The following is a 24,457-nucleotide window of genomic DNA, read 5'->3' as shown; positions in this document are numbered from 1 at the left end:
CGTTTTTTGCTTTTAAAACAGCGCAATTAACTTTTCCTATAAGCTAGCTGTGTTACCGTTATTGGCATTAAAAGCCCCGAAATTTCCAAGCAAGTAGCACTATGTCAGTATCGAATTATCAAAAATTCTACGAACCATTAAACGCAGTACATTCGGCTGACTTTAACCGCTGTATTTACTGCGGCTGCGAAGCGGCGCGCCCCGACTTTATCCCGCCCATAAAATTTATTCACGACTGGCGAGACGTAAACTCAAGCGCTGATTTTGTTTGTATACCCTCATGCAATGAATGTTTCGACCTGCTTAAAAATGAAAACAACGGCACGCTAGAACCCAGAATAGCAGTGTTAAAAAAGCTATTGGCAGCAAAGTATAAAAAAGCCATTAGGGTATTTAACCACTGGAGCATGGATGAAATAGAAGAAATGGATATCGCATTTCAAATAAGCCTTAAAGGCGGTATGTATTTAGGTAAAGAAGCCCTTTCACGGATTCAATTTGCTGGGTTCGACTATGAAATAAACGGCAGCACAACGCGGGTAGCAAAACCTCAGCGCGAGGTGTTTAAGGTGTTCGATGAAGAATTCGAGAGCTTTAGAGAAGCGCTAGCCTTTGCCAGCGACACCTACCAAATAAAGAAAAGCCGACTAAGCCAGCTTTACTTTGAGAATGATGAAAGCTTTGATAGGGCTATTGGGGTTTTTCATGGGTTGGTTGGGGGAAGCTATAGTTAGTGGAATACTATAGCTTGCTTGCTCATGCTCCAAAGGCCATAGAATCAAGTTTTATTCTGTATAACGACATTTAGGAAAGCTTGAACACCCTAAAAATCCGTTTCCTGAATTGGGACCTCGCTTTGCTACTCTTTGTACCAAAGCGCTTCTACATCGTGGGCAGAGAGCTTGTTTTTCATTGCTTAAAATTGGATTTGATTGGACATCTTGAATCAAAGCAGAAAGCTCATAGCCGTCCATAAGCGTCACCGGCTTATCTAAAGCGAAGCTATATGCATCCTGAGTAAACTTGCCTGAACAAATAATAATTATTTCATTAGCATTACTGGCAGTTAGTACTCCATACATTTCACGAATGATATTTACACCGACCTTTCGTGCTTTCCATTGCTTGCACTGAATGAATAGAAGCTTTCCATCCTTTCTAAGCTCTATGTCGATACCTCCGTCTGGACCAAATCCACCTTCTGTAACTTGATATCCCAACCTTCTATAAGCTTCCGCAACAAGCTCTTCAAAATTTTTCCAGTGAAGTTGTCGAATTGAATTTAAGTTGGTTTGCTGGTCTAGCATCTTAACTTTCCTGCGGGTATTAAAAAAAGCGAAAGGAGCTAAGAGTAAAAAGAAAAAACTGAAAATAGGCGCGGGGACGGCGACCGCATTTAAAATCATATTTAGGAATTGATTATTGGTTTCTATGGCAGGAATGATAACGCCCATGACAATGTAAACAGCTGCTGCTGTTACAACAGATACCCACCAAGGAGCTTGTAGCAATAAATCTGTGATAGAGTTGCTTTTTCTAGGCATATATAGACATCCTTGTTCTAAATTAATGCAGAATAAATTTAGCTAACTCAATATAAAGTATTTAAATTAAAATATACGTATCAAACCTATTCATTGATTTAATAGCTCCCAGGTCACATTCATTGGCTTTTCGCTTTCGTGTTTGACGTATTTAATTTCCCCGTAAAAGGTGAAGGGCGAAGCTCTTTTTCCTCTTAATTTATTCTCACGAATAAATAAGTAAACGCTACTATCTATTTTTTGATGCTCAATGATTTCACGTCCACGTTTGTTACTAGGCGAGGTACTATTCTGCGACTGCCAGTGAAAGTGTTTCTCGTCCATAAAGTAGTCGTGATATTGGTGATCTTCTGCCTTTCCTTGCTTATTTAGTGTAACTAGAAGAATTTGGGCGTTCTTCTCTTTTAAGACAACGTGGCCCGACTGCCAATTACCGGGGTTAAATTCTTCATTGAAAAGAGGCGGTATTTCCTCCCGCATAAACTCTTCACCTACAAATAGCTCGAGTGGGTCAACTTTCCCCTTTAGCCTAGCAAACGTCACCATATCTTCGCTTGCTGTTATATCTTCATAGTCTGGATTCGCTGCGCGTAAGGTGTAACTGCCGTCATTATTTTTCAGTACTTTTCTCAATAGGTACTGGTTATCACCTGCGGTATCTTGGCGCTCAATAGCAACGGTGGTGTTGCTTATGCCGCCTGCGTTGTTAGAGGTAATTTGTTCTAGTAACAAATAATCGCCGTCATAAATTGGTGTTTTACCACCATTCATTGAGTTGCCTGATGCGCGAGCGATGAAATGCTTGGTGGTATCCAGGCGACCAAAACCGCTCGGCATATTAACCATTTCAGAGGCTTCCGCGTCACCAGTTTTAAAATGACCGCAGGCTATTTTAATATCAGGGAAGAATGGTAACTGCTCCTTCTCAGGAAACCGCACTATATTATTGGTTGAAGGAATGTCGACAGACAGCCGCTTGTGCTTGTAGGCTGCCAACCGTTGCTCATTTACTTCTTTTGTCATCAAGCGGAATGTTTCAAGCTGACTGGCAGAAATGCTTTGATTAAAACTAAACTTATTTTGAGAGTTATTGAACCACACTATTTTTGATTCTGGTTCTTCCGTACACCAATACTTTATTGGGAAGTCACGCCAATGGCGTAACCATTCTGATTTACTAAGGCTTTGAATATCTCGTTTACTCTCTGGTAAATCTGTAAGCCAAACAGGGTTATCGAAATACCATTGGCTTGCCCATGCCGCCAAATCTTCAAATGCAATTTGTGTATGAAGAGATTGATGAGCAACTAGTGTGTCTAGCAATACTAGTTTGTATGACTTAGATACGCGGGTAACGGCAAGGTCTTTAAACCATTGAAGGTGTTCTTCAAGAACTTCAAGTTCGGCAGGTGTAAGGTCGCCTTTGTTATCAACAAACTCCCACCATGAGCCACGGTTTTTGCGAAGTTTATCCATATTTGCACCGGCGGTATAAAACTCGGTGTAGGAAGGCCGTCGGCCTAACGATGACTTTAGTTTTTCATATTGCGTATCAAGTTGATCTTCTGAGAGGCTTTCAAGAAAATCAATAAATGCTAGGTCAAAGTTAACGTAACACCCGTCGGGTAGTAAGGGGTTAGGGTTCTTGGCAATACTTACTATTTCATGTCTATTTAAAGGCTTATCTTTAATGCCAGCGAACAGCATTTCTGGGCGGTTTAAAAAGCTATGATGGTTACCAACAAAATCCAGAATAACTAATCTTTCTTTACCTTCGCTGCGTCGCAGGCCTCTTCCCATCTGTTGTAAAAATAGTATTTTTGATTCTGTAGGTCTAAGTAGCAATACAGTATCTATTTGCGGTAGATCTACGCCTTCATTAAACAGATCTACAGAAAAGAGTACTTTTATTTTGCCATCACTTAATCCCTCTAATGCTTCTGTACGTGTGAGTTCTGAATCGGAGTGAACGCTTGCCGCACTTACGCCGTTTTCATTAAAGTACTTGGCCATGTAATCAGCGTGTTGTCGAGACACACAGAATGCCAGCGATACCCTTTGAGCTTTTTCCTTCCATTCACTTAATGCATGTTTAGCCCTGCCTTTTGTGGCTAATTTATTTGAAAGCTTTTCTGGATCGAAGCGTCCGTTTCTCCAAGGCAAGTGCTCATAATCGACTTCTTTATCGTAAATACCAAAATAGCTAAACGGGCTTAATACTTCACCGTTTACACCATCGAACAAGTCTTTTTGGTAAATTAGCTTGTTATCACACAACTTAAGAATGTCGCTACCATCTGTTCTATTTGGTGTGGCGGTTAGGCCCAACATGAAAGAGGGATTAAAATGCGCTAATAGTCTTTGATAGCCGTTGGCAGCAGCATGGTGAAATTCATCTACTACGATATAATCGAAGTCGTTTTTATCGAATTTATTTAAATGGCTTTCTCGTCCAATTGTCTGCACCGAAGCAAACAGCATATCGAACTCTTTGTCTTTTTGTTTACCGCTGTATCTGCCTACTTTTTTACTGGGGAGAATTTTTAAAAAGCTAGCTTCAGCCTGCAAAAGAATTTCTTCTCTATGCGCTATAAACAAGACCTTCTTAGCATTAAACTGCGCTGCATCGAACGCTGCTAAGTAGGTTTTCCCCATACCCGTAGCTAACACTACGAGGCCTTTTTTAAAACCAGAGTCACGAGCATTTTCTAAAGCTTCAAGCGCCTCTACTTGGTGGTCTTTTGGAGTGGGTATTTCGTGTTCGGTTTCAGAGGGAAGCGCAGAAGAAGAATACAACGGCGTTACTTTTCTAGCCGTGTTGTAACGAACTTCGTAGTCTTGAATCCAGTTATAGCTGAGTGACTTTACCTGTGGAAGCGTGAGTAGGTGGTTATATTCCTCTCGAATATTATCAATTCGAGCTTCTGCTTCACTGCCTTTGTTGTTCGGGTAATCAATACGGTAATTCCATTCTATACCGTCGGTTAAAGCCGTTTTACTGATGTTACTAGAACCGATGAATGCTGAAGCGGATACAACGCCTTGTTCGCTGTCGGTCACAAAAATGTACGATTTCAAATGAAAGCTAGTAGCTTGTCGGCTTTCGAATACTTGTATATTAGCGCCACGCTCTTTCAGCAACATAAGGCGTTTCAGAGCTTGGGGCTCTGTAATATTCATATAGTCAGACGTTAAAACCGTGAGCTCTACATTTCTTGTTGAAGAGCTCATCGCAGCTTCAATATCGTCGACGATAAGGTTTAAGCCAGAGTTGCGAATGAAGGAAACGGCAATTTCAATATTCGTCGCAGTTTTAAGTGCGTCTCGAATTTCATGCAGAAGGTGCTTTTCTTGCCTGCCAGTAATTAAATAGTTTTGTACTGTCATTTTTTAACTTCGGGCACAGTTTGGTTAACTTCCAAGTTAGCCAACAAATCGTAACGATCTGCGTTGCCACCATAATGCGGAGTAAATGCTTTCAAGACTAAAAATCCTTATTTATTCTGCATATACAATATCGTATTAGTTCGTACCCGACCAGTAGTACAGTTTCAGTAATTGAGGATTAGTACACAGCTCAAGCTTGGAAATTAACTACCAATCTCACCCACCAAGCCCAACCCGAATCAACAACACACCCATACCCCCAGCCACCACTGCGAACACTGCCAGTATTAGCGAAGTACTTTTTAAAATGTCGCCGTCGCGGTTTTGCAAACCAAGAATAGCGGTTACTGCCACTATGTTATTGATGCACACCATGTTGCCCATGGCGGCGCCTACACTTTGTAGTGCCAGTATGGTGGTTAAGGGTAATGACAGTTGCTCTGCAATGGTGGTTTGAATACCAGCGAAGGTTAAATTAGAGATAGTGGCCGACCCTGAAAAGAATGAACCTAATGCACCTAATAGCGGCGCGAAGAAGGTCCAGTTTTCGCCGGTAATTTGTGCCAAGTGATGACCGATTTGTGCTACTGCCGCGCTGTTTTGACCAGAACTGTCGCCTAGCATCATCATGTTCACAAAGATAAGTGCACCTAGCATGGCGAAAAAAGGCGTGCGCATGCGGGCAAGAGTTTGTTGGCCTGCTATTTTTAACGTATTTGGTTCTGCTTGTTGGCGAAATAGCCACAAGGTTACGCTGCCGGTTACCGCAAAAGGAATGATAGATGGAATATACAAAACGCTATGTTTCCAGGTTACCGCGGTATTTAAGATGTCGGTTAAGCTGGCCACTAAGCTTGTGCTTATGTGGAAAGTGCCTAATAAACCTAGGCTAATGTGTAAGGCGGGTTCGGTGGCTTGTAAAAGCGCTTTTAACCCTAGTTCCGGCAGGCGAGTTAAGACTAAAAGCAACACGGTGCCCCATAGCGGGAACGCGGCTTTTATTAGTGTTTTTAGTGGTACTGTTTTCGCTGGGGCTTGTTCGGTGGTTTGTTCGGTGGCTGCTGGTCGATTATCTGTTGGTCGATTTACTGCCTCTATTCCTATTTTATATTTCGCTAGCAACAGGGTAATGATTAAGCCAATTAGCCCGCCCAGCAACGAAGGGAATTCCACACCAAAATAGCTTAGCCCCAAATAGGGCAGGGTGCATGCGCAGGTGGAAAGTAGAATAAAAAGCAGGTTCTTTTTAATGTCGGCGGCATCGCTTACTACTAATCGCAATGCCAATATCACAATAACAGGTGCGGCTATGGTGTTAATAAGGGCTGCTTGCTGTGCTATTTCCCGCACGCTTTCTTGGGGAAGCTGCAACAGCGATAACCCAAACCATACAGGTGTGCCCATGGCTCCAAAAGTAACGGGAATGGTATTTAGCACTAAACAGAACAGTGCCACTCGTAAGGCGGGAAAACCAAGGCTGTAAAGTATGGGGGCGGCAATAGCGGCCGGTGTTCCAAAACCACTGGCGCCTTCAATTAGAAACATAAACGCCCAGCCTACAATCATTAGCTGGGCTACGGGGTTTTCGCTTACGCCGTCTAGCGATTTACGTAAAATAGCTAAAGCGCCGGTAATTTCCATGCATTTAAAAAGGAATATCGCGCCGGCGATAATAGAAAGCGGGGTAAGTGCCAGTAATGCGCCACTTATTACATTGGCATTCACTAACCTCGCGTCTTGTTTGAATATCAACAGCACCACAATATAAGCTACCAAAGCGCTTAAAGGTAGGGCTTTGCTAGATGGCATAGGGTTCTTTTTTACCATTAAGGTAATTAGCAAAATAAGAGGTAGGTAAGAGAACGCTAAATTCATCATAGTGATAAGGCTTCGCTTAATGTAAGCATCTCTATACTCTGCTAGTTGCTTGTTAACTAGTCAAATTATTAGCGCATATGAGTTACAGCGCAACTTTACCTCAAGCAGGCTCTACGTTGCCGGAGTGGCGCACAGGTTAAACGGGCGGGGGCATTGATAGGCCCAAGTGCTACAATCATTGATGCGCGACGAGATCCCATGTCATGCGGGTTCAGCATCTTCAAGCAGTTGTTTGCGGAACGGCTGGAATTTTGTTACAACCTTGAAGGTATTGGAAAGTACTACAATAATTATGTTGAGCTTATGGCGCACTGGAACACAGTGCTACCAGGTAAAATTTTAAAGATGCAGTAATGGAAGCATTTTGAATCAGATTTAGGGCCATTAAGTACTTTGGTGTCAGCATTGACGTAGCCATTAATAGCCAAAGCTAGCTTATTTGCGGTACGGTACGACTTAGGTGTTATACTTTCGTATAATGCGATAGCCGTTGCAGTAACCCGAAAGGATGCATTGTGGTCAATAAAGTCTCCAAATCAGCACTCTTTATTTCTATTTTCTGCGTATTATTTATAGGTATCTTGGCGGTATTAGCCAATATCTTGTGGATAGAAACTAAGCGGTTTAGTCATGACGCTATCAGCCAACAATTCGATGTCCTGCATCAAAATTTTCAGAGCGAAATAAACCACGTCATATTGGATGCGCGTTCAATCGCTATTCAAGAAAGTAAAAGTACCCTTATTGTTGATTCACTCGTTGAAGGCGATGCTAAGCGGTACCTTACTGCACATTGGTCAGCACTGTTCGATGCGTACCCAAGTTTGCAGCAAATCCGTTATATTGCCCTTGATGGTAATGAACAACTACGGGCCGAAAAATCGTCCGGAAGCCTTATCTGGCGAGACACCCAAGACCTTCAAAACAAAGCAGATCGGTATTATTTTATTGAAGCTGTTGAATCATCAAAAGACTATTACATATCGCCCTTAGATTTAAATAAAGAGCGGGGAGTAATAGAACTGCCTTATCGGCCTACTATTAGAAGTGTTGCTAAATATCGCGTTGATGGCGAAGTTTTGGGTTTAATCGTACTGAACTTTGATTTACGTGAAGTATTCTCTCGCTTAAAAGAGCTGCAAACCGAGAGTGCGCATTGGTTAATTAATCCAGATGGATTCTTTTTAGCTTCACCGAATAACGCAGCGTGGGGTTGGCTGCTCGATAGGCCCAAGAACCAAGTAAGTATGCAATTTCCTGGCTTTGAAAAACGCTTTTATGGTGGCGAAGATGACGTGCCAGATAGGAAATTTACCAGTCGATTTAAACACGGCATTATTCCTATTGGTAAAAGGAATACTGACGACACTGACATTGAAGATGCTTACTACTGGTTAGTCATGGAAAAGCCAACAGAGGTTATAGCGTATTTGGAGCGAACCAAACATTTTATTGCTTTGGGCTTTGCGGTGGCGGCTTTGTTTTTAATAGGATTAGCGTATCTATTAATACGTCTGCTTAATCAATTGAACTTGGAAAAAGAGCTTGCCATAAAAGCAAAGAATAAAGCCAACAGTGCCGAAAAATCTAAAGCCGATTTTCTCGCCAGAATGTCACATGAAATCAGAACGCCTATGAACGGTGTGTATGGGCTCCTGCAAATCACACTGGGTGAGCGTAACTATAAAAAAATCAACGATAATATAGAGCAAGCTATCACAAGCTTTTCTTTATTAAGCCGAATTATTGATGACGTGCTCGATTTTTCTAAAATTGAAGCCGGTAAGCTCGATATGGTTGAAGCCCCATTCCGTTTAGATAGTTTGCTGAATCAAGTGGGCAAGATGATGGGGCGTGCGGCTTACGGTAAACATATTGAGCTGTGGATTGATGTTGATCCTAAATGCCCACAACATGTTGTGGGTGATGCCGTTAGGCTTAATCAAGTTATCAGTAACTTAATTAGTAATGCCATCAAATTTACCTCTCGTGGGGAAGTGAATTTAAGCGTAGAATTACTAAACGAAAACGAAGATACCGTTCAGCTAGGGTTTGAGGTTCAAGATACGGGTATTGGCATGACTGAAAAGCAAGCCAACCAAGTATTTGGGGCGTTTACTCAGGCTAGCCGCGACACCAACTCTAAGTTCGGTGGTACAGGCCTAGGGCTAAGCATTGCCAAGCAGTTAGTGGAAATGATGCACGGTAAGATTGGTGTAGTAAGCCAGCAGGGTAAAGGCAGTAAATTCCATTTTAATGTGTTGCTTAAAAAAGCATCGGTAGCGCAAGAAGACAGCTTAAGTGAGCAAGATGTTATGTCTTATCAGGCCATAGTGCTTACGCAAAATGTAAATGTAGAAACCGGCATTCAGCGCCAATGTTCTGTACTTGGGTGGCCGTCCTATGTGGCAAAAAGTGTTGAAGACTTAACTACTCATAAAGCGTCGAATAGCCTACCTAGGGTCATTATCATTGATGAAGCAATCTTAACTGTTATCAGTAAAGAAGCACTGGAAAGTTGGCAACAAGAACAAAAAGAAATTACCCATTTGGTTGTGGTCTCGCACAACAGAGAGAGTCTTGATAAAAATAGCTTGGTGCTATACGACGACCTTTTATATAAGCCATTCACACCATCTACATTGTACGATACGGTTATTTCGTGCAGCCAATCTATCGATGAATTAGCTGAAAAGCCCGAGGTTGAAGATAACGAAAAACTCTTGGCTAAAACCTTAATCTTGGTAGTGGAAGACAACCCAATTAATCAACAAGTTGCGGGCGCTATGCTTAAAAGTGCAGGGGCTGTCGTAAAATTTGCCGAAAATGGACAAGAGTGTTTAGATCTTCTTCTGAGTGGGTTCAAACCTCACTTAATATTAATGGATATGCAAATGCCTATTATGGGTGGTGTAGAAGCAGCTGAGCACATTCGCGCAAATGCTACCTGGGATAATATCCCTATTTTAGCCATGACAGCTAACGCCATGGAAGCCGACAGAAAGCGTTGTATCGATGCAGGTATGCAAGGTCATATTGTTAAACCTGTGGTGAAACAGGATCTTATTACCCAAGTAAAATCGAGACTTCCCGATAGTTAGTATTTTTTTTCAGTGATGGCTGAAGGCGCTAAATTCTTTGGCCAACCAACTTGCCCTATTTATATTCTGAAGAAAGCAAAAATCTGATCAATTTTTATTAACAGGTAAATATTAGCATTATTGTAAATGCTAATAATTATCATTTGTGATCCTTCTCTACTTCCGTATAATCCTCTGCGACTAAAAACTAAACCAAAATCACTGTAGAGAACACAATGAAACTGACCACACTCTTTGCGCTTACCCCTGTAGCGCTCGCTTTCTCAATTAACGCTCAAGAAACTCAAACAGATACTGCAATTGTAGAAGAGTCGCAGGTTGAGAAAATTCACATTGTTGGTGTACGTCAAAACCGCGTAAGTCGCGGTGCGACTGGCTTAACAATGGAGCTAAGCGAAACACCTCAGTCAATTAGCCTTATCTCTGAAGCGCTAATGCAGTCGTTTGGTGCCTACAATGTTAACGATGCACTTAAACTTGCACCGGGTATTAACGTAGAAGAGTGGGAAACCAACCGTACAAACTACACAGCCCGTGGTTTTGAAATTAAAAACACGCAAATTGATGGCGTAGGATTACCTAACGACTGGGGAATTGTCACCGGTGCGCTTGAAGCCTACGGTTATGAAAAAATTGAAGTTATTCGTGGTGCCAATGGCCTGCTAACCGGTGTAGGTAATTCATCGGGTACATTAAACTATGTACGTAAACGCCCCACCAATGAAGAAGGCGGTGAAGTGACAGTGAGTGCAGGGTCGTTTGATTTTAAACGCTTGCAGGCGGATTACTCTACTTTGCTAACCGAAGATGGCCGTTGGGCTGCACGTTTTGTAGGTGCTATAGAAGATAAAGAATCTTACTTAGATGGCTTAGAGAACGATCGCACCTTTTTATATGGCGTAGTAGATGGGCAACTTACCGATAACGCCACCATTACGTTGGGCTACTCTTACCAAGATGCCAACACCGATGGAAACAATTGGGGCGGGTTAGTATTTAATTACACAGACGGTACACAAGCTGAGTGGGATGTGAGTGATACCACAGCGCAAGAATGGGCAATGTGGGACACAGAAAACACCAATGCCTTCGTTGAATTCGACTATATTTTCGATAACGACTGGCAAGTGAAAGTAAGCTACAACTATCGCGGCTACGAAGAACAAGATAAGTTGTTTTATGCTTACGGTACTATCGATAAAGACACGGGCTTAGGTTTAGTAGGCTGGCCCGGTCGTTATGATTCAGACATAGATTCAAACTTAGTAGAAGCGCGTACCTTTGGTACTTTCGAGCTCTTCGGCCGTCAACATGAAGTGAACGTTGGTGTAAGTCATGCCTCTAGTTCCGACACCATGTATCAATACGGTTTCGACTATGCTAATACGCCTGCCTATGGCGCAACGCCAGCGTTCCCATATGCATTTGATGCCATTGCCGAACCAGACTGGTTTGACGCGGTGCTGTATTCTGATATTGAACAAGATCTTACCCGCTATTTTGGCTCTACCAAAATAAGCGTCACCAATGAATTGTTTGTTATTGCGGGCTTCAACGCAATTGATTTTGAGCGCAGTGGTAACAATGCGGGCACCACTATCGACAATGAAGAAAGTGAAGCTAGCCCGTATGTTGGGGCGACCTATGCGGTAACTGAAAACATCAATACTTATGTAAGCTATTCAGATGTGTATCAGCCTCAAGAGCAATACGACTTGTCGGGGCAATTTTTAGCACCCACTAAGGGCAAAAACTTCGAAGCAGGTGTGAAAGCGCAGTGGTTAGACGACGAACTATTAACGACCTTCGCATACTTCACAGCAGACCAAGAAAATCTTGCTGCTTTTGCGGGTATTAACCCAGAAAACCAGCAGTACTACTACGAAGGTGTTACGGTAGAGTCTGAAGGGTTTGAGGTGGAAGTGGTCGGTCAAATTACTGATGCATTGCGTGTTCAAGTATCGTATACCGCAATTGATGTGGAAGATGAAGCGGGCAATGATGCGAACCTATGGGCTCGACGTGATGTAGTGACTTTCCAATTGGGTTATGAACTACCAGCTGTACCAGCACTTACCGTTGGCTTAGGCGGCAGATGGCAATCTGAAATCAGCAACACCGATTACAACGTAGAGCAGGGCAGCTACTTCTTAGCAAATGCCTATGCAACCTACGCGGTAACCAACGACCTTACCTTGCGTGCAAACATCAACAATATTTTTGACGAAAAATACATTACTAGCCTACATACTATAGGCTTTTATGGTGCACCAGTGAATGGTTCTGTGAGCCTAACTTACGCATTCTAAAATGTAATAGAAAGAACACTAAAAAGCGCCTTCGGGCGCTTTTTTTATGTAGGTGTAACTTAGCGAAAACAGTAACATGGCAAACCTGTGGCTAGTTCAAAAGATGTCAGCGTGTTGTTGCACGGTATCGTTCAACCAATCTAAAAATACATTCACCCTGGCTAAGTGCCTTACATCGCGGTGAGTTGCCAGCCAAAAGGTACGGGTAATGTTTATTTTATCTTGCAGTACCGGTTGTAGTTCATGGGCATTTTTGGCAATAAAATGAGGCAGAATACCTACACCTGCTTTGTTTCGTAGCATTTGAAATTGCGCATTAATACTGGTGCTTTTAAGGGCGTGAAGCGGCGAAAGTAGCGATTCTTCAATGAAGTTAAGTTGGGGTGCATAAATTAAATCGGGCACATAACTGACCAAGTTGAAGGGGCTTAGTTGTTCGATAGAGCTAGGGGCGCCATGCTCTGCTACTAGATCTTCGTGCATGTACAAATTTAAGCGGTAGTCGGTAAGTCTTTTAGTGTACAACAGGCCTTTCGTGGGTTTTTCTAGCAAAATGGCAATATCGGCTTCCCGTTTATTGATATTCAAAAAGCCACTGTTTGCCACTAACTCCACACAAATAGCGGGGTAGCGCTGCTTAAATTCAGCCAACGCTGGGGCCAATACCCAAGAACCAAACCCTTCCGATGCACTGACCCTTACTGTGCCGGAAAGCTCCTGACGCTCGTCGGTTAAATCATTTTTCGCTTCTAAAATGTGTCTTTCTGCATGTTCAATATAGTGCACTAAGCGCTTACCGTGATCGGTAAGTAAATAGCCTTTGTTACTTAGCTCGAACAAATTGCAATTAAGGGCAGTCTCCAGCCTTTTTACACGCCTAATGAGCGTGGTGGCATCAAGGTGTAAGTTTCTGGCAGCAATGCTAATTTTTCCATTTCTAGCAAGGCCAAGAAACAGTCTTAAGTCATCCCAGTTCACGTGATTACCTTTTTAACTTGCTGCAAAAATGCAGCACTGTGCTGTAACTATATTGACTTGCAGTTTTTAACGCAAGGTTTCAAAATTGTAAATAATCTGTTTTTATTTTTAAGTTGTTGAGGTAGGCCATGAGAACCATAACGCATTTTATTGAAGGCAAAGGTTATACTGCTGAAGGCGAGCGTCACGCCGATGTGTTCGCCCCTAACACAGGAAAGGTTCAAGCCCACGTTACACTGGCTACCGTGGAAACGGTAAATCATGCTGTTGAAGTAGCCCAAAAAGCCCAGCGGGAATGGGCAGCCACAAACCCTCAGCGCCGTGCACGGGTTATGTTTGAATTTAAACGCCTTGTTGAACAAGACAAAGACAGGCTTGCCCAGTTGCTATCGAGCGAACACGGTAAAGTGCTATCTGACGCCCAAGGTGACATTCAACGGGGGCTAGAGGTTATTGAATTTGCTTGCGGCATTCCTCATGCGCAAAAAGGGGAGTACACCGATAGCGCAGGGCCGGGTATTGATGTGTATTCCATGCGCCAGCCCTTAGGTGTAGTGGCGGGTATTACGCCGTTTAACTTCCCAGCAATGATACCCATGTGGATGTTTGGCGTAGCCATTGCCTGTGGCAATGCCTTTATTTTAAAACCTTCAGAGCGCGATCCATCGGTGCCTGTTGAGCTAGCCAAACTCATGTTGCAAGCAGGGTTACCTAAAGGTGTATTGAACGTAGTACATGGTGACAAAGTGGCGGTAGATGCCTTGCTTGATCATCAAGACGTAAAGGCAGCCAGCTTTGTGGGTTCATCTGACATTGCCAATTATGTTTATGAGCGTGGTGCACGAGCCGGCAAACGTATTCAAGCCATGGGCGGCGCCAAAAACCACGGCATTGTGATGCCAGATGCTGATTTAGATCAGGTGGTGGCTGACTTGGTGGGCGCAGCGTATGGGTCTGCGGGCGAGCGATGCATGGCATTGCCTGTGGTGGTGCCAGTAGGTGAAGGCACCGCAGAAAAGCTTATCGACAAACTTATTCCAGCCATTAAAGCTATTAAAGTAAGCCATTCAGAAGATAAGTCGGCGCACTACGGCCCTGTGGTAACCGCTGCCCATAAGTCACGTATTGAAGAATATATTGAACTTGCCATATCGGAAGGTGCGAATCTTATTTACGACGGCCGCACGTCGCAAATACCAGAGCACACCAATGGCTATTTCATTGGGCCCACATTGTTCGACAATGTAACGGCAGATATGCGCTCTTATCAGGAAGAAATCTTCGGGCCAGTACTACAAATTGTGCGCGCCACAGACTTTAACCATGCGGTATCGTTGGCGAGCGATCATCAATACGGTAATGGCGTGGCCATTTACACCCGAAACGGCCATGCCGCCAGAGAGTTTGCACAACGGGTGAACGTGGGCATGGTAGGTATTAATGTGCCAATTCCCGTCCCTGTTGCCTATCACACCTTCGGTGGTTGGAAGCGTTCGGCCTTCGGTGATACCAATCAGCACGGTATGGAAGGGGTTAAATTTTGGACCAAAGTGAAAACCGTTACCCAGCGATGGCCTGATGGTTCTGATACTAACGACAATGCGTTTGTTATTCCTACCATGGAATAAGCTGTGTCCATCGACATAAATCGGAGTGAATAATGACTAAAAATATTGCGTTTATTGGCCTAGGCAATATGGGCTCGGGCATGGCTAAAAACCTAGTGAAAAATGGGTTCAGCGTATTGGCGTTTGATTTAAGCAATGAAGCTATGGTCATGGCAAAAGAGAATGGCTGCGAATTAGCTGAATCTGCCAAGCAAGCCGTAGAGTGCTGCGATGCAGTGGTAACCATGTTACCGGCTGGCAAACACGTTAAGGGCATATACGAAGAAACCGTATTGCCCAATGCAAAATCAGGTACCTTGCTGTTAGATTGTTCAACCATAGATGTGGCCACTGCAAAGGAAGTCGGCGGCATGGCAAAAACGCAGGGCTTGCTTATGGTAGACGCGCCAGTATCTGGCGGCACCAAGGCTGCAGGCGACGGTACCCTTACTTTTATGGTGGGGGGCGAAAACACTGCCTTCGAACAGGCAGAAAAAGTACTTTCAGCCATGGGTAAGAAAATTATTCATGCGGGAGAATGTGGGGCAGGGCAATCCGCTAAAATTTGCAATAATATGCTGCTAGGTGCCAGCATGATTGCTACCTGTGAAGCGTTTCAACTAGCTGAAAAGCTAGATTTAGATCCACAAGTATTTTTCGATATTGCGTCGAATGCGTCGGGGCAAACATGGTCGATGACCAGCTACTGCCCAGTAAAGGGGGTAGGCCCAGCGAGCCCCGCGGATAATGACTTTGCCGGTGGTTTTGCCGCAGCGCTTATGGTGAAAGATTTGACCTTAGCCATGCAGGGCGCTGAGTCTGTGGGAGCAAAAGTGCCGATGGGAGAAAGAGCTGCCGAGTTATATCGGGCGTATTGTGAACAAGCACAAGAAAACGGTGGGCTAGATTTTTCTTCTATTATCAAAACCCTTTAGCTCAACGCTTCTATCTTTAGGATTTTAGCTAAAAAGCTTTGCTTAAAACTTGATTATTCAAGGTGTAAAAAAGGTGCAAGAAAGGTAGAGGCGACTTTCATTTTTTGCACCTTTATCAGGTTCGATATTCTTTTACTTTCCATACAAATATCCTCGCTTACGCTTCTAAGCAACATCTGTTTAATAAACTTCAGCTTACTAATAGCTCAACACTACGTTTTGTTGATTTAGAACAAAGATGCTTCTTTCCCAATAGGTAAAATGGGTAGTTCATCTAGTAAGCCAAATAATTGATTAAATCACGGGGGCAGCTTATGCGTTCCCCACACCGTGAAACTACTCGCGCTTCTCAGGCAGCGAGATTCATTACACAGGAAGCGTTGCCGTGAAGACAGTGAAGAAGACCCCCTTCGTTTTAGTTTTTTTGTTGATTGTATTATTGGTGCTTGGTTATAACGCCTTCTTCGGTGGTGCAGAGCAAGAAGATGTGGTGTCGAGTAATGGTCGAATTGAAGCGATTGAAATTGGTATTGCTGCTAAGGTAGCGGGAAGAGTGGAAGCCATTTATGTGGATGAAGGTGAGCAAGTAGAAGCAGGAATGCTAGTCGCCAAGCTTGATACCACGACTATTCAAGGCCAACTTCGTCAAGCCAATGCACAGCGCGTGCAGGCGCAAAGTGCAGTAGCCGCAGCGCACATGGCCATTGCGCAGCGTGAGAGTGAAAAGGTTGCCTTACAGGCAGCGTTGCTTCAAACCGAAGCCGAGTTAAAAGCGGCAGAAGCCCACGCTAAACGCACCGATGAGCTTTCAAAAACTGGTGCTGTGTCGAAACAATTGGCGGAAGATAACCAAACTACGGTAGAAAGTGCAAAGGCGGCAGTAAATGCCGCGGCGGCCAGGCTTGCAGCGGCAGACGCCACCATTGAAGCCTCTAAATCTCAGCATTTATCAGCCCAAGCGGCGGTAACGGCAAGCGATGCTACCATCGCGCAAATTGAATCTGAAATAGACGATATGTTATTAAAAGCGCCGCGCAACGGGCGTATTCAATACCGTGTTGTGCAACCTGGTGAAGTAGTGGCCGCGGGTGGACGTGTGCTAAGCCTTGTAGATTTAACCAATGTTTATATGACATTTTACTTGCCTGCTACTCAAGTAGGGCGACTTTCTATTGGCTCTGAAGCACGTATTGTTTTAGATGCCGCATCTGATATTTCTATTCCTGCCAGTATTTCTTACGTGGCTGATGTCGCGCAGTTTACGCCCCGTTCAGTGGAAACCGAAAGTGAGCGAGAAAAGTTAATGTTCCGAGTAAAAGCGCAAATTCCTAAAGACTTACTACAAAAACATATCGAAAAGGTAAAAACAGGCTTGCCTGGCGTGGTATGGGTTAAGCTTGATGATAACGCAACGTGGCCAAGTGATGTGCCTGAGTTGGTTGCGCTATGACAGACGTCATTACCTGTGAAGGTCTGACGGTTCATTACAAATCAACTACCGCTATCGCAGATATATCACTTCGAATTCCCCGTGGTGCAACAGTTGGTTTCATTGGGCCTGATGGCGTGGGGAAATCTACGCTTTTATCGCTTATTGCTGGTGAACGGGCGTTGCAGCAAGGTACGCTTAATGTCCTTGATGGCGACATGCGTGAGCGGGCTCACCGAGAAGCCATTTGTGCGGATATTGCCTACATGCCACAGGGATTGGGCAAGAATCTATATCCCACCTTATCGGTTGAAGAAAACTTACAGTTTTTCGCCAAGCTATTTGGGCACGGACGCGCCGAACGCCGCAAACGTATCGATAATTTAACTAAGCGTACTGGGCTGTTTCCTTTTTTATCTCGCCCTGCGGGCAAGCTGTCTGGTGGAATGAAGCAAAAGTTAGGCTTATGCTGTGCCCTTATTCACGATCCTAAATTACTGATTTTAGATGAGCCTACTACCGGCGTAGATCCGTTAGCGCGCAGTCAATTTTGGCGCTTAATTGCGGATATTCGAAAAGGGCAGGTTGATCTAACGGTGCTGGTTGCCACCGCGTATATGGATGAAGCGCAGCAATTTGAACATCTTATTGCCATGAACGATGGCAAGGTGTTAGCCACAGGTACGCCGAAAGAACTGCTGGCGAAAACCCAAACGGATAATCTAGAGTCGGCATTTATTGCCCTATTGCCCGAATCGATAAAACGTAACCACTTGCCCGTGGTTATAACCCCTATTGATGAAAGCGCTCACGCGCCTATTGCCATAGAGGCGAAAAGTCTCACCATGAAGTTTGGTGATTTTACTGCGGTTGATAACGTCAGTTTCTCTATTCGAAAAGGCGAGATATTTGGCTTTTTGGGTTCGAATGGTTGCGGTAAATCTACCACCATGAAAATGCTGACTGGCCTTCTGCCACAAACTTCTGGCGAAGCATGGATGTTAGGCAGCGTATTAGATCCGAACGACATTGCCACGCGATACCGCGTGGGCTATATGTCGCAAAGCTTTTCCTTGTATACCGAGCTTACCGTTGAACAAAATTTGGTACTACACGCGCGGCTATTTACACAGGCTAATACTCAAGATAACAAGCAGCGTGAGGCTCGCGTACAAGAGATGCTTGAGCGCTTTTCACTAAGTCATCACAAAGATGCGTTGCCCGCATCGTTACCGTTAGGGTTGCGTCAACGGTTGTCGTTGGCGGTGGCCATGGTACACAAACCTGAAGTACTGATTCTAGATGAACCCACATCGGGGGTAGACCCCATCGCGAGGGATAATTTCTGGCGTCTACTTATTAGTTTAGCCAGAGAAGATGGTGTGACTATCTTTATTTCCACACACTTTATGAACGAAGCGGCAAGATGCGATCGCATTTCGCTTATGCACGCTGGCAAAGTGCTGGTAACTGATTCACCTAAGGCCATTGTGGCCCACAAGCAAGCTGCGAGCTTAGAAGAAGCGTTTATCGACTACTTAGAAGCCGCGCAGCCAAGTAAAGATGATGTGCAAAGCGAAGAGGCTAGCTTGAAGAAAGGTGTTTCTTCAGCGGGACAAGAAGCCAGCCCAGAAAAAGAAGATACCCGTGCAGTGCCTGCGGCTACAAAACAAAAGAGCCGCTATAGACAGTCGCTACAACGTTTAATGAGTTATGCCACCCGTGAAACGCTGGAGTTAATGCGCGACCCTATCCGCTTAACCATGGCATTTTTAGGCTCTATCGTATTGATGCTGGTCATTGGCTACGGCATAACCATGGATGTAGAAGATTTACAATATGCGGTGTTCGACCGCGACAAGTCTGCCATCAGTGAGCAATACACCAATAGCCTTGCAGGTTCACGATATTTCGTCACCCAGCCTGATATTACCAGTTACGAAGACATGGACCGGCGAATGAAAAGTGGCGAGTTGTCACTGGCCATTGAGATACCGCCGGACTTCGGCCAAAAGCTCCATAAAGGTGAGAACGTACAAATTGGCGCATGGATAGATGGTTCTATGCCTTCTAGAGCCGAAACTATTGAAGGCTATGTTGAAGGCATTCACTTAACCTGGTTGTTAGAACAAGCTTCTCAAATGAGCACGACCACTTCTACCTCGCTGATTGATGTGCAATCGCGCTACTTGTATAACCCCGATATTAAAAGCTTAGTTGCCATTGTACCTGCGGTTATTCCAATGCTGTTATTGATGATACCGGCGTTGCTTACCTCGTTAGCCGTGGTGCGAGAAAAAGAGCTAGGCTCAATTATTAACTTGTATGTGACGCCAGTATCGAAACTCGAATTTCTGCTGGGCAAACAAGTGCCCTATATCCTTACTTCGTTTGTAAGCTTCATTTTATTGGTTCTGATGGCGGTGTACTTTTTTAAAGTACCGCTTAAAGGCGATGTCTTCGCGTTTGCCATAATCGCGTTATTGTTTGTGACCTTTTCTACCAGTTTTGGCTTGTTGGCGTCTGTTTTTACCAACAGCCAAATTGCCGCTATTCTACTTACTACCATAGGAACCATGGTACCTGCGGTACAATTTGCGGGCATGATCACGCCGGTTTCAGCACTAGAGGGCGCAGGAAAAATTATTGGTGAGATGCATCCCATTAGTTACTTTTTATTAGCCAGTCGAGGCATTTTCAGTAAAGGGTTGGGCTTTGGTTCATTAGATTTTGCGGTGTATGCCATCGCTATCAGCATTCCTATTACCCTGTGGTTGTCAGTGGCGCTACTTAAGAAACAGGAACGCTAAGTAATGAAACTTAACAATGTATTGCATCTTAGTGTAAAAGAATTATGGAGCTTATGGCGCGACCCTGTGATGTTGGTGCTCATTTTCTATGTGTTCACCTTAAACATTTACACGGCGGCCACAGCAGTACCTGAGTCTTTGCATAACGCGCCGATTGCGTTTGTGGATCATGACCGTTCGCAGCTTTCTCATCGGGTGATAGACGGCTTTGTGCCTCCCTATTTTTTAACCCCCGTCATTATTTCTGAACAAGACGTTACCCCCAGCTTAGATACGGGAAAGTACACCTTTGTCGTGACGATACCTCCTGAATTTGAAAAAGACGTAATGAAGGGTTCAGTACCTGATGTGCAAGTTAACGTAGATGCTACCCGCATTAGCCAGGCGTTTACCGGTAACGGCTATATTACTGAAATTATCGGCGAAGAGGTGGCCGCTTACGTGGCGGGGTACAAGTCAGAAACCAGTTATACCGTAGATTTAATCATGCGCGCGCGGTTTAACCCTGCCTTAGAAAGTTTCTGGTTTGGTTCAGTGATGGAGCTCATTAATGCGGTGACGATGATTGCGATTATTTTATCGGGCGCTGCGCTTATTCGAGAAAAAGAGCGGGGTACAATAGAGCATTTATTGGCAATGCCTGTATCAAGCAGTGAAATAATGTTATCGAAAATTGCCGCTACCTTATTGATGGTGTGGCTTGCTACACTCATGTCGGTGTATTTGGTCATTCAATACGTGTTGGGTGTCCCCATTAATGGCGATGTGTGGTTATTTATGCTGGCGGTGGCTATTCACCTATTTGCGGTGAGCAGTTTAGGTATATTCATGGCAACCATCGCGCGCTCTATGCCACAGTTTGGGCTTTTATTGATTCTAGTATTATTACCGCTTCAGTTGCTGTCTGGTGGTGTAACACCAAGAGAAAGTATGCCTGACTTAATTCAAAACATTATGCTTATTGCGCCTAATACTCATTTTGTTATGGCATCACAAGGTGTGCTGTACAGAGGGGCTGGGCTAAGTGTGGTGTACCCTCAACTTATTGCGCTAACATTTATTGGTGGGGTATTTTATTATATTGCCCTACGTCGATTTAAAAGCACCGTGGGTAGCATGGCTTAAAAAGAAGGTTTTGCCAAGAAAGGCGCGAGCCCAAGCCCCAAGCGGTAGCAGAAGGCACAATAGCTATTTTTTTGCCTATAAATCGTACATGTGCTAGGTTGAATTTAACGCATCAAAAAGGGAACAAATGATGAAGGCACACACCACTTCCGCTATATCTGGCGCTACCATAAAGCACTTAGCAGGCCTATTCACAGCAGCTTCTATTCTGTTTAGTAGTGCAGTATTTGCGCAGCATGATAAAACTCGACAGTATGAGAAATTTGAAATACTTGGACAAAAAACAAAACCGCAATTACAGCGTGAATTCAATAAAGCCAAATTTGATTTCTTGGATATGTATCATGAATTAAATGAAGTGGCGAAGTTTGACGTGCTCTGTTCTTATCATCGGCCTATAGGCAGCAAAATTGCCAAAAAAACCTGTGAGCCTCGGTATGTTAAAACTGCGCGAGAAATGTATATCCAAGCCATGTCTACTGGCACAGGGATTGATTTGAGTCGATTACCTAGCGACCAAATGATTAAATTTTTAACCAAACAAACTCGCGAAGAAAGCTATGAACACGTGTTGGCGTTAGTCATGACGAACCCAGAGTTAAACAAAAGTTTTGCCAAACTTGAGCTCATTCATAGTCGTTTGAACGAAGACAGTGAGTAGCGTGAACACCATTCGTTTGAGCACCTAATACTGAAGAGTGAATAAGAAAAAGAGGCCTACTTAGAAAAGTAGGCCTCTTTTTTTGTTTAATGCTCAAGGTTATTTATAAACGCTCAAGGCTGGTTATCCGCTCAGGGCTGTTTACCTGCTCAAGGCTGTCTATTCGCTCAGGGCTGTCTATCTGCTCAAGGCTGTCTATCCGCTCAGGGCTGTCTATCCGCTCAGGGCTGTTCATCCGCTCAGGGCTGTTTATCCGCTCAAGGCTGTTTTATTGATACTTTCTAAGCTCTATGCGCGACACCATGCCTTTATGCACTTCATCAGGGCCATCAGCTAATCGTAGTGCGCGAGCACCTGCAGCAAAGCGTGCTAATGGGAAGTCGCTACACATGCCAGCACCACCATGAATTTGCAGGGCCATGTCTACTACCGATTGCAGCATGTTAGGCACCACCACTTTAATGGCAGATATTTCTGTCATGGCGTGCTTCACGCCAAGGTTGTCTATCTTCCATGCGGCATGAAGGGTTAATAGTCTGGCTTGCTCTATGGCCATACGTGCTTCAGCAACACGCTCTAAATTACCGCCTAAGCGAATAATGGGCTTACCAAACGCGACCCGTTCGTGGCCACGTTTAAGGGCAAGCTCTAGTGATTTTTCAGCCATGCCGATGGCGCGCATACAGTGGTGAATTCGGCCAGGGCCTAAACGGCCTTGAGCAATTGCAAAGCCTTTACCTAAACCCATCACTAGGTTTTCTTTACTTACCCGTACATTATCAAAATGCATTTCACCATGACCATAAGGGGCATCGTAATCGCCATACGCATCTAGCATACGGGTTATGGTAATTCCTGGTGTATCTAGTGGCACAATCACCATGCTATGGCGGCTGTGTTTGTCATTTTCTGGGTTAGATAAGCCCATGAATATAGTGAAAGCAGCGTTGGGATGCCCCAAACCGGTAGACCACCACTTTTTGCCGTTGATCACTACATCATCGCCATCTTCAATAATGGTTGCTGCCATATTGGTGGCGTCAGACGATGCTACGTCAGGCTCTGTCATACCAAACACAGAACGTATTTCACCTGCTAGCAACGGGGTAAGCCACTTGGCTTTTTGCGCATCGTTACCAAAGTGATAAAGCACTTCCATGTTGCCTGTATCTGGCGCGTTACAGTTGAATATCTCAGGGGCGAAAAGAAATCTGCCCATACGCTCAGCCATAGGCGCATATTCTAGCGTGGTTAGTCCTTTACCAAGCTCAGCATCGGGCAAAAATAAATTAGCCAATCCTGCCTCGCGGGCTTTTTGTTTTAGTGCCTCGGTGCTAGGGTGTAGCTTCCACTTTTTCCAATCACCGTGGTGGTTCTCTTTATGATGAAAATCATAAACTTCATTTTCAATGGGCTCGATATGTTCAGCAATAAATGCATCAAGTTTTTCGAGTAGGGCGTTTGTTTTATCGTTATGCGAAAAATCCATGACTATCCTCGGGTGCTTAACAAATGGCTAGTAGCTTAAAAGCAGTGGGTAATAAATTTGATAGCTATAGCGTAGTTTAGTTACTAGAATGAATGAAATGAAATCTAGTCCGATAGTATTGTGAATGCTATTCACTGCGCTGTGATGTTGAGAGCCGGTTTCAATAGGTGGCTTTAGCACTGTTTTTCAGCGTAGTTTGTTGTGGGGCGGTTTAGGTATTAAAGGGAAAGCCTTAATGCAAGATAAACGGCAATTTGAAAAGCTCGACTTAAACTTACTGAAAGTGTTTGAAGCTTTGTGGCAGCAGCGTAACATGACCCATGCCGCAGAGTCGCTGCATATCACGCCATCAGCGGTTAGCCACGCCATGCGACGGTTTCGCGAAATTCTTGGCGACCCACTATTTGCTCGTGAAAAAAACCATATGCTGCCTACGGCCGCCTGCGAACGGTTAGCACCTCAAATTCTAGAAGCGTTAGCTAATATTCGCCGCGCACTAAGTGAATTTACCGAATTTAATCCTGCTCACAGCCATCAGCGCTTCGTTATTGCTATGCAAGAGTCGCTAGAGCTTAGTGTTTTACCGGCACTACTAGCCAAGCTTGAAGTTCACGCCCCTAATGTCGAAATTGTGAGTGCGCGATTAAATCGCGACACCATGGTAGCCGACCTAAGTAATCGCAATTTACATTTAGTGGTAGACATTGGCCGGCCCATTTCACCGCCAGTTGAACATTGTTTGCTAACCCGTGATAACTACGCCGTACTAATGAATACACAGCATGCTTTGCGTGATAGCCTAAGTGCAGCGGCTTATTTAAATGCACGGCATATTACGGTGTCGAATCGAATAAAAGGGGCCTCGGTAGAGGAGATTGCCCTACAGCAACTTGGAGTCAGCCGCCCTTCGCTATGGCGTTGTCAAAATTATCGGGCTGCGGCAGAGGTTACCGCGAACACCAACGCGCTGTTAACCTTACCAGGCTCTATTGCCAGCGCCCTTGCTGACGAAAACTTAAGTATCGCGGCACTGCCCTTCAACTTACCCGCATTGGAAACACATCTGTACTGGCATCAGCATCAAGAAGGCGAGCCAGGGTTAATGTGGCTTAAGGCTCTGGTATTACAGTTGTTTGCTTGATCTGGTTGTTATGTGTAATGTTTGTTAGTATTTCAGTACGAATTGTTGGCGTGTTTTGCTACA

The 24,457-nt window shown here is 44.3% G+C and carries 16 protein-coding genes and 1 pseudogene; 11 read left to right on the top strand and 6 right to left on the bottom strand.

What is annotated here, in order from left to right:
* Positions 1-101: 101 nt before the first annotated feature.
* Positions 102-734 (top strand): hypothetical protein, encoded by a 633-nt coding sequence (locus C7Y69_RS10815; RefSeq protein ID WP_126872704.1) that lies wholly within the window; start codon positions 102-104, stop codon positions 732-734.
* Between the two features lie 51 nt (positions 735-785).
* Here the strand turns inward: C7Y69_RS10815 and C7Y69_RS10810 are convergent, their stop codons facing one another.
* The 3 genes from C7Y69_RS10810 to C7Y69_RS10800 all read right to left on the bottom strand — a co-directional run bounded on the left by C7Y69_RS10810 (position 786) and on the right by C7Y69_RS10800 (position 6,809).
* Positions 786-1,544 (bottom strand): restriction endonuclease, encoded by a 759-nt coding sequence (locus tag C7Y69_RS10810; RefSeq protein WP_013786120.1) that lies wholly within the window; start codon positions 1,542-1,544, stop codon positions 786-788.
* A 90-nt stretch (positions 1,545-1,634) separates the two neighbouring features.
* On the bottom strand, positions 1,635-4,931 hold the full coding sequence (locus C7Y69_RS10805; RefSeq protein WP_126872703.1) for a DUF3427 domain-containing protein: 3,297 nt from the start codon (positions 4,929-4,931) through the stop codon (positions 1,635-1,637).
* Positions 4,932-5,147: 216 nt separating this feature from the next.
* Positions 5,148-6,809 (bottom strand): L-lactate permease, encoded by a 1,662-nt coding sequence (locus C7Y69_RS10800; protein ID WP_126872702.1) that lies wholly within the window; start codon positions 6,807-6,809, stop codon positions 5,148-5,150.
* A 153-nt stretch (positions 6,810-6,962) separates the two neighbouring features.
* On the opposite strand from C7Y69_RS10800, the pseudogene C7Y69_RS21860 reads away from it, so the two are divergent.
* The 3 genes and pseudogenes from C7Y69_RS21860 to C7Y69_RS10790 form a co-directional block, all read left to right on the top strand.
* Positions 6,963-7,160: pseudogene (locus C7Y69_RS21860) on the top strand (sulfotransferase); the annotation flags it as partial.
* A 164-nt stretch (positions 7,161-7,324) separates the two neighbouring features.
* Positions 7,325-9,910, top strand: coding sequence for a hybrid sensor histidine kinase/response regulator (locus C7Y69_RS10795; protein WP_126872701.1), 2,586 nt, complete (start codon positions 7,325-7,327; stop codon positions 9,908-9,910).
* 215 nt (positions 9,911-10,125) lie between these two features.
* Positions 10,126-12,219 carry a TonB-dependent siderophore receptor gene (locus C7Y69_RS10790; protein ID WP_126872700.1) on the top strand — a complete coding sequence of 698 codons (2,094 nt, stop codon included), beginning with the start codon at positions 10,126-10,128 and terminating at the stop codon, positions 12,217-12,219.
* A 96-nt stretch (positions 12,220-12,315) separates the two neighbouring features.
* Here the strand turns inward: C7Y69_RS10790 and C7Y69_RS10785 are convergent, their stop codons facing one another.
* Positions 12,316-13,197: a LysR family transcriptional regulator gene (locus C7Y69_RS10785; RefSeq protein ID WP_126872699.1), complete on the bottom strand. Its 882-nt coding sequence runs from the start codon at positions 13,195-13,197 to the stop codon at positions 12,316-12,318.
* A gap of 128 nt (positions 13,198-13,325) precedes the next feature.
* Between C7Y69_RS10785 and C7Y69_RS10780 the strand changes: the two genes are divergently transcribed.
* The 6 genes from C7Y69_RS10780 (at position 13,326) to C7Y69_RS10755 (ending at position 21,764) form a co-directional block, all read left to right on the top strand.
* Positions 13,326-14,825, top strand: coding sequence for a CoA-acylating methylmalonate-semialdehyde dehydrogenase (locus tag C7Y69_RS10780; RefSeq protein ID WP_126872698.1), 1,500 nt, complete (start codon positions 13,326-13,328; stop codon positions 14,823-14,825).
* 32 nt (positions 14,826-14,857) lie between these two features.
* On the top strand, positions 14,858-15,739 hold the full coding sequence (mmsB, locus tag C7Y69_RS10775) for a 3-hydroxyisobutyrate dehydrogenase (protein WP_126872697.1): 882 nt from the start codon (positions 14,858-14,860) through the stop codon (positions 15,737-15,739).
* Between the two features lie 385 nt (positions 15,740-16,124).
* Entirely contained in the window at positions 16,125-17,189 is a 1,065-nt protein-coding gene (locus C7Y69_RS10770) for an HlyD family secretion protein (RefSeq protein WP_231885014.1), read from the top strand.
* Complete coding sequence (gene rbbA, locus C7Y69_RS10765; RefSeq protein WP_126872696.1) at positions 17,186-19,978, top strand: ribosome-associated ATPase/putative transporter RbbA; 2,793 nt, start codon at positions 17,186-17,188, stop codon at positions 19,976-19,978. The genes C7Y69_RS10770 and rbbA overlap by 4 nt, the downstream gene beginning before the upstream one ends.
* 3 nt (positions 19,979-19,981) lie before the next feature.
* Positions 19,982-21,103, top strand: coding sequence for an ABC transporter permease (locus C7Y69_RS10760; RefSeq protein ID WP_126872695.1), 1,122 nt, complete (start codon positions 19,982-19,984; stop codon positions 21,101-21,103).
* A 127-nt stretch (positions 21,104-21,230) separates the two neighbouring features.
* Entirely contained in the window at positions 21,231-21,764 is a 534-nt protein-coding gene (locus tag C7Y69_RS10755; protein ID WP_260563500.1) for a hypothetical protein, read from the top strand.
* Positions 21,765-21,867: 103 nt separating this feature from the next.
* Here the strand turns inward: C7Y69_RS10755 and C7Y69_RS21855 are convergent, their stop codons facing one another.
* Complete coding sequence (locus tag C7Y69_RS21855; RefSeq protein ID WP_260563499.1) at positions 21,868-21,999, bottom strand: hypothetical protein; 132 nt, start codon at positions 21,997-21,999, stop codon at positions 21,868-21,870.
* 33 nt (positions 22,000-22,032) lie between these two features.
* Positions 22,033-23,253, bottom strand: a complete 1,221-nt coding sequence (locus tag C7Y69_RS10750; protein ID WP_126872694.1) for an acyl-CoA dehydrogenase family protein — start codon at positions 23,251-23,253, stop codon at positions 22,033-22,035.
* A 235-nt stretch (positions 23,254-23,488) separates the two neighbouring features.
* Between C7Y69_RS10750 and C7Y69_RS10745 the strand changes: the two genes are divergently transcribed.
* Positions 23,489-24,394, top strand: a complete 906-nt coding sequence (locus C7Y69_RS10745; RefSeq protein WP_126872693.1) for a LysR family transcriptional regulator — start codon at positions 23,489-23,491, stop codon at positions 24,392-24,394.
* Positions 24,395-24,457 lie beyond the last annotated feature (63 nt).

It is taken from the genome of Alteromonas sp. KS69 (genome assembly GCF_003989595.1).
Lineage (GTDB): Bacteria > Pseudomonadota > Gammaproteobacteria > Enterobacterales > Alteromonadaceae > Alteromonas > Alteromonas naphthalenivorans.
Note: the sequence above shows the minus strand (reverse complement) of the source record. Positions and strands in the feature narration are given on the sequence as shown.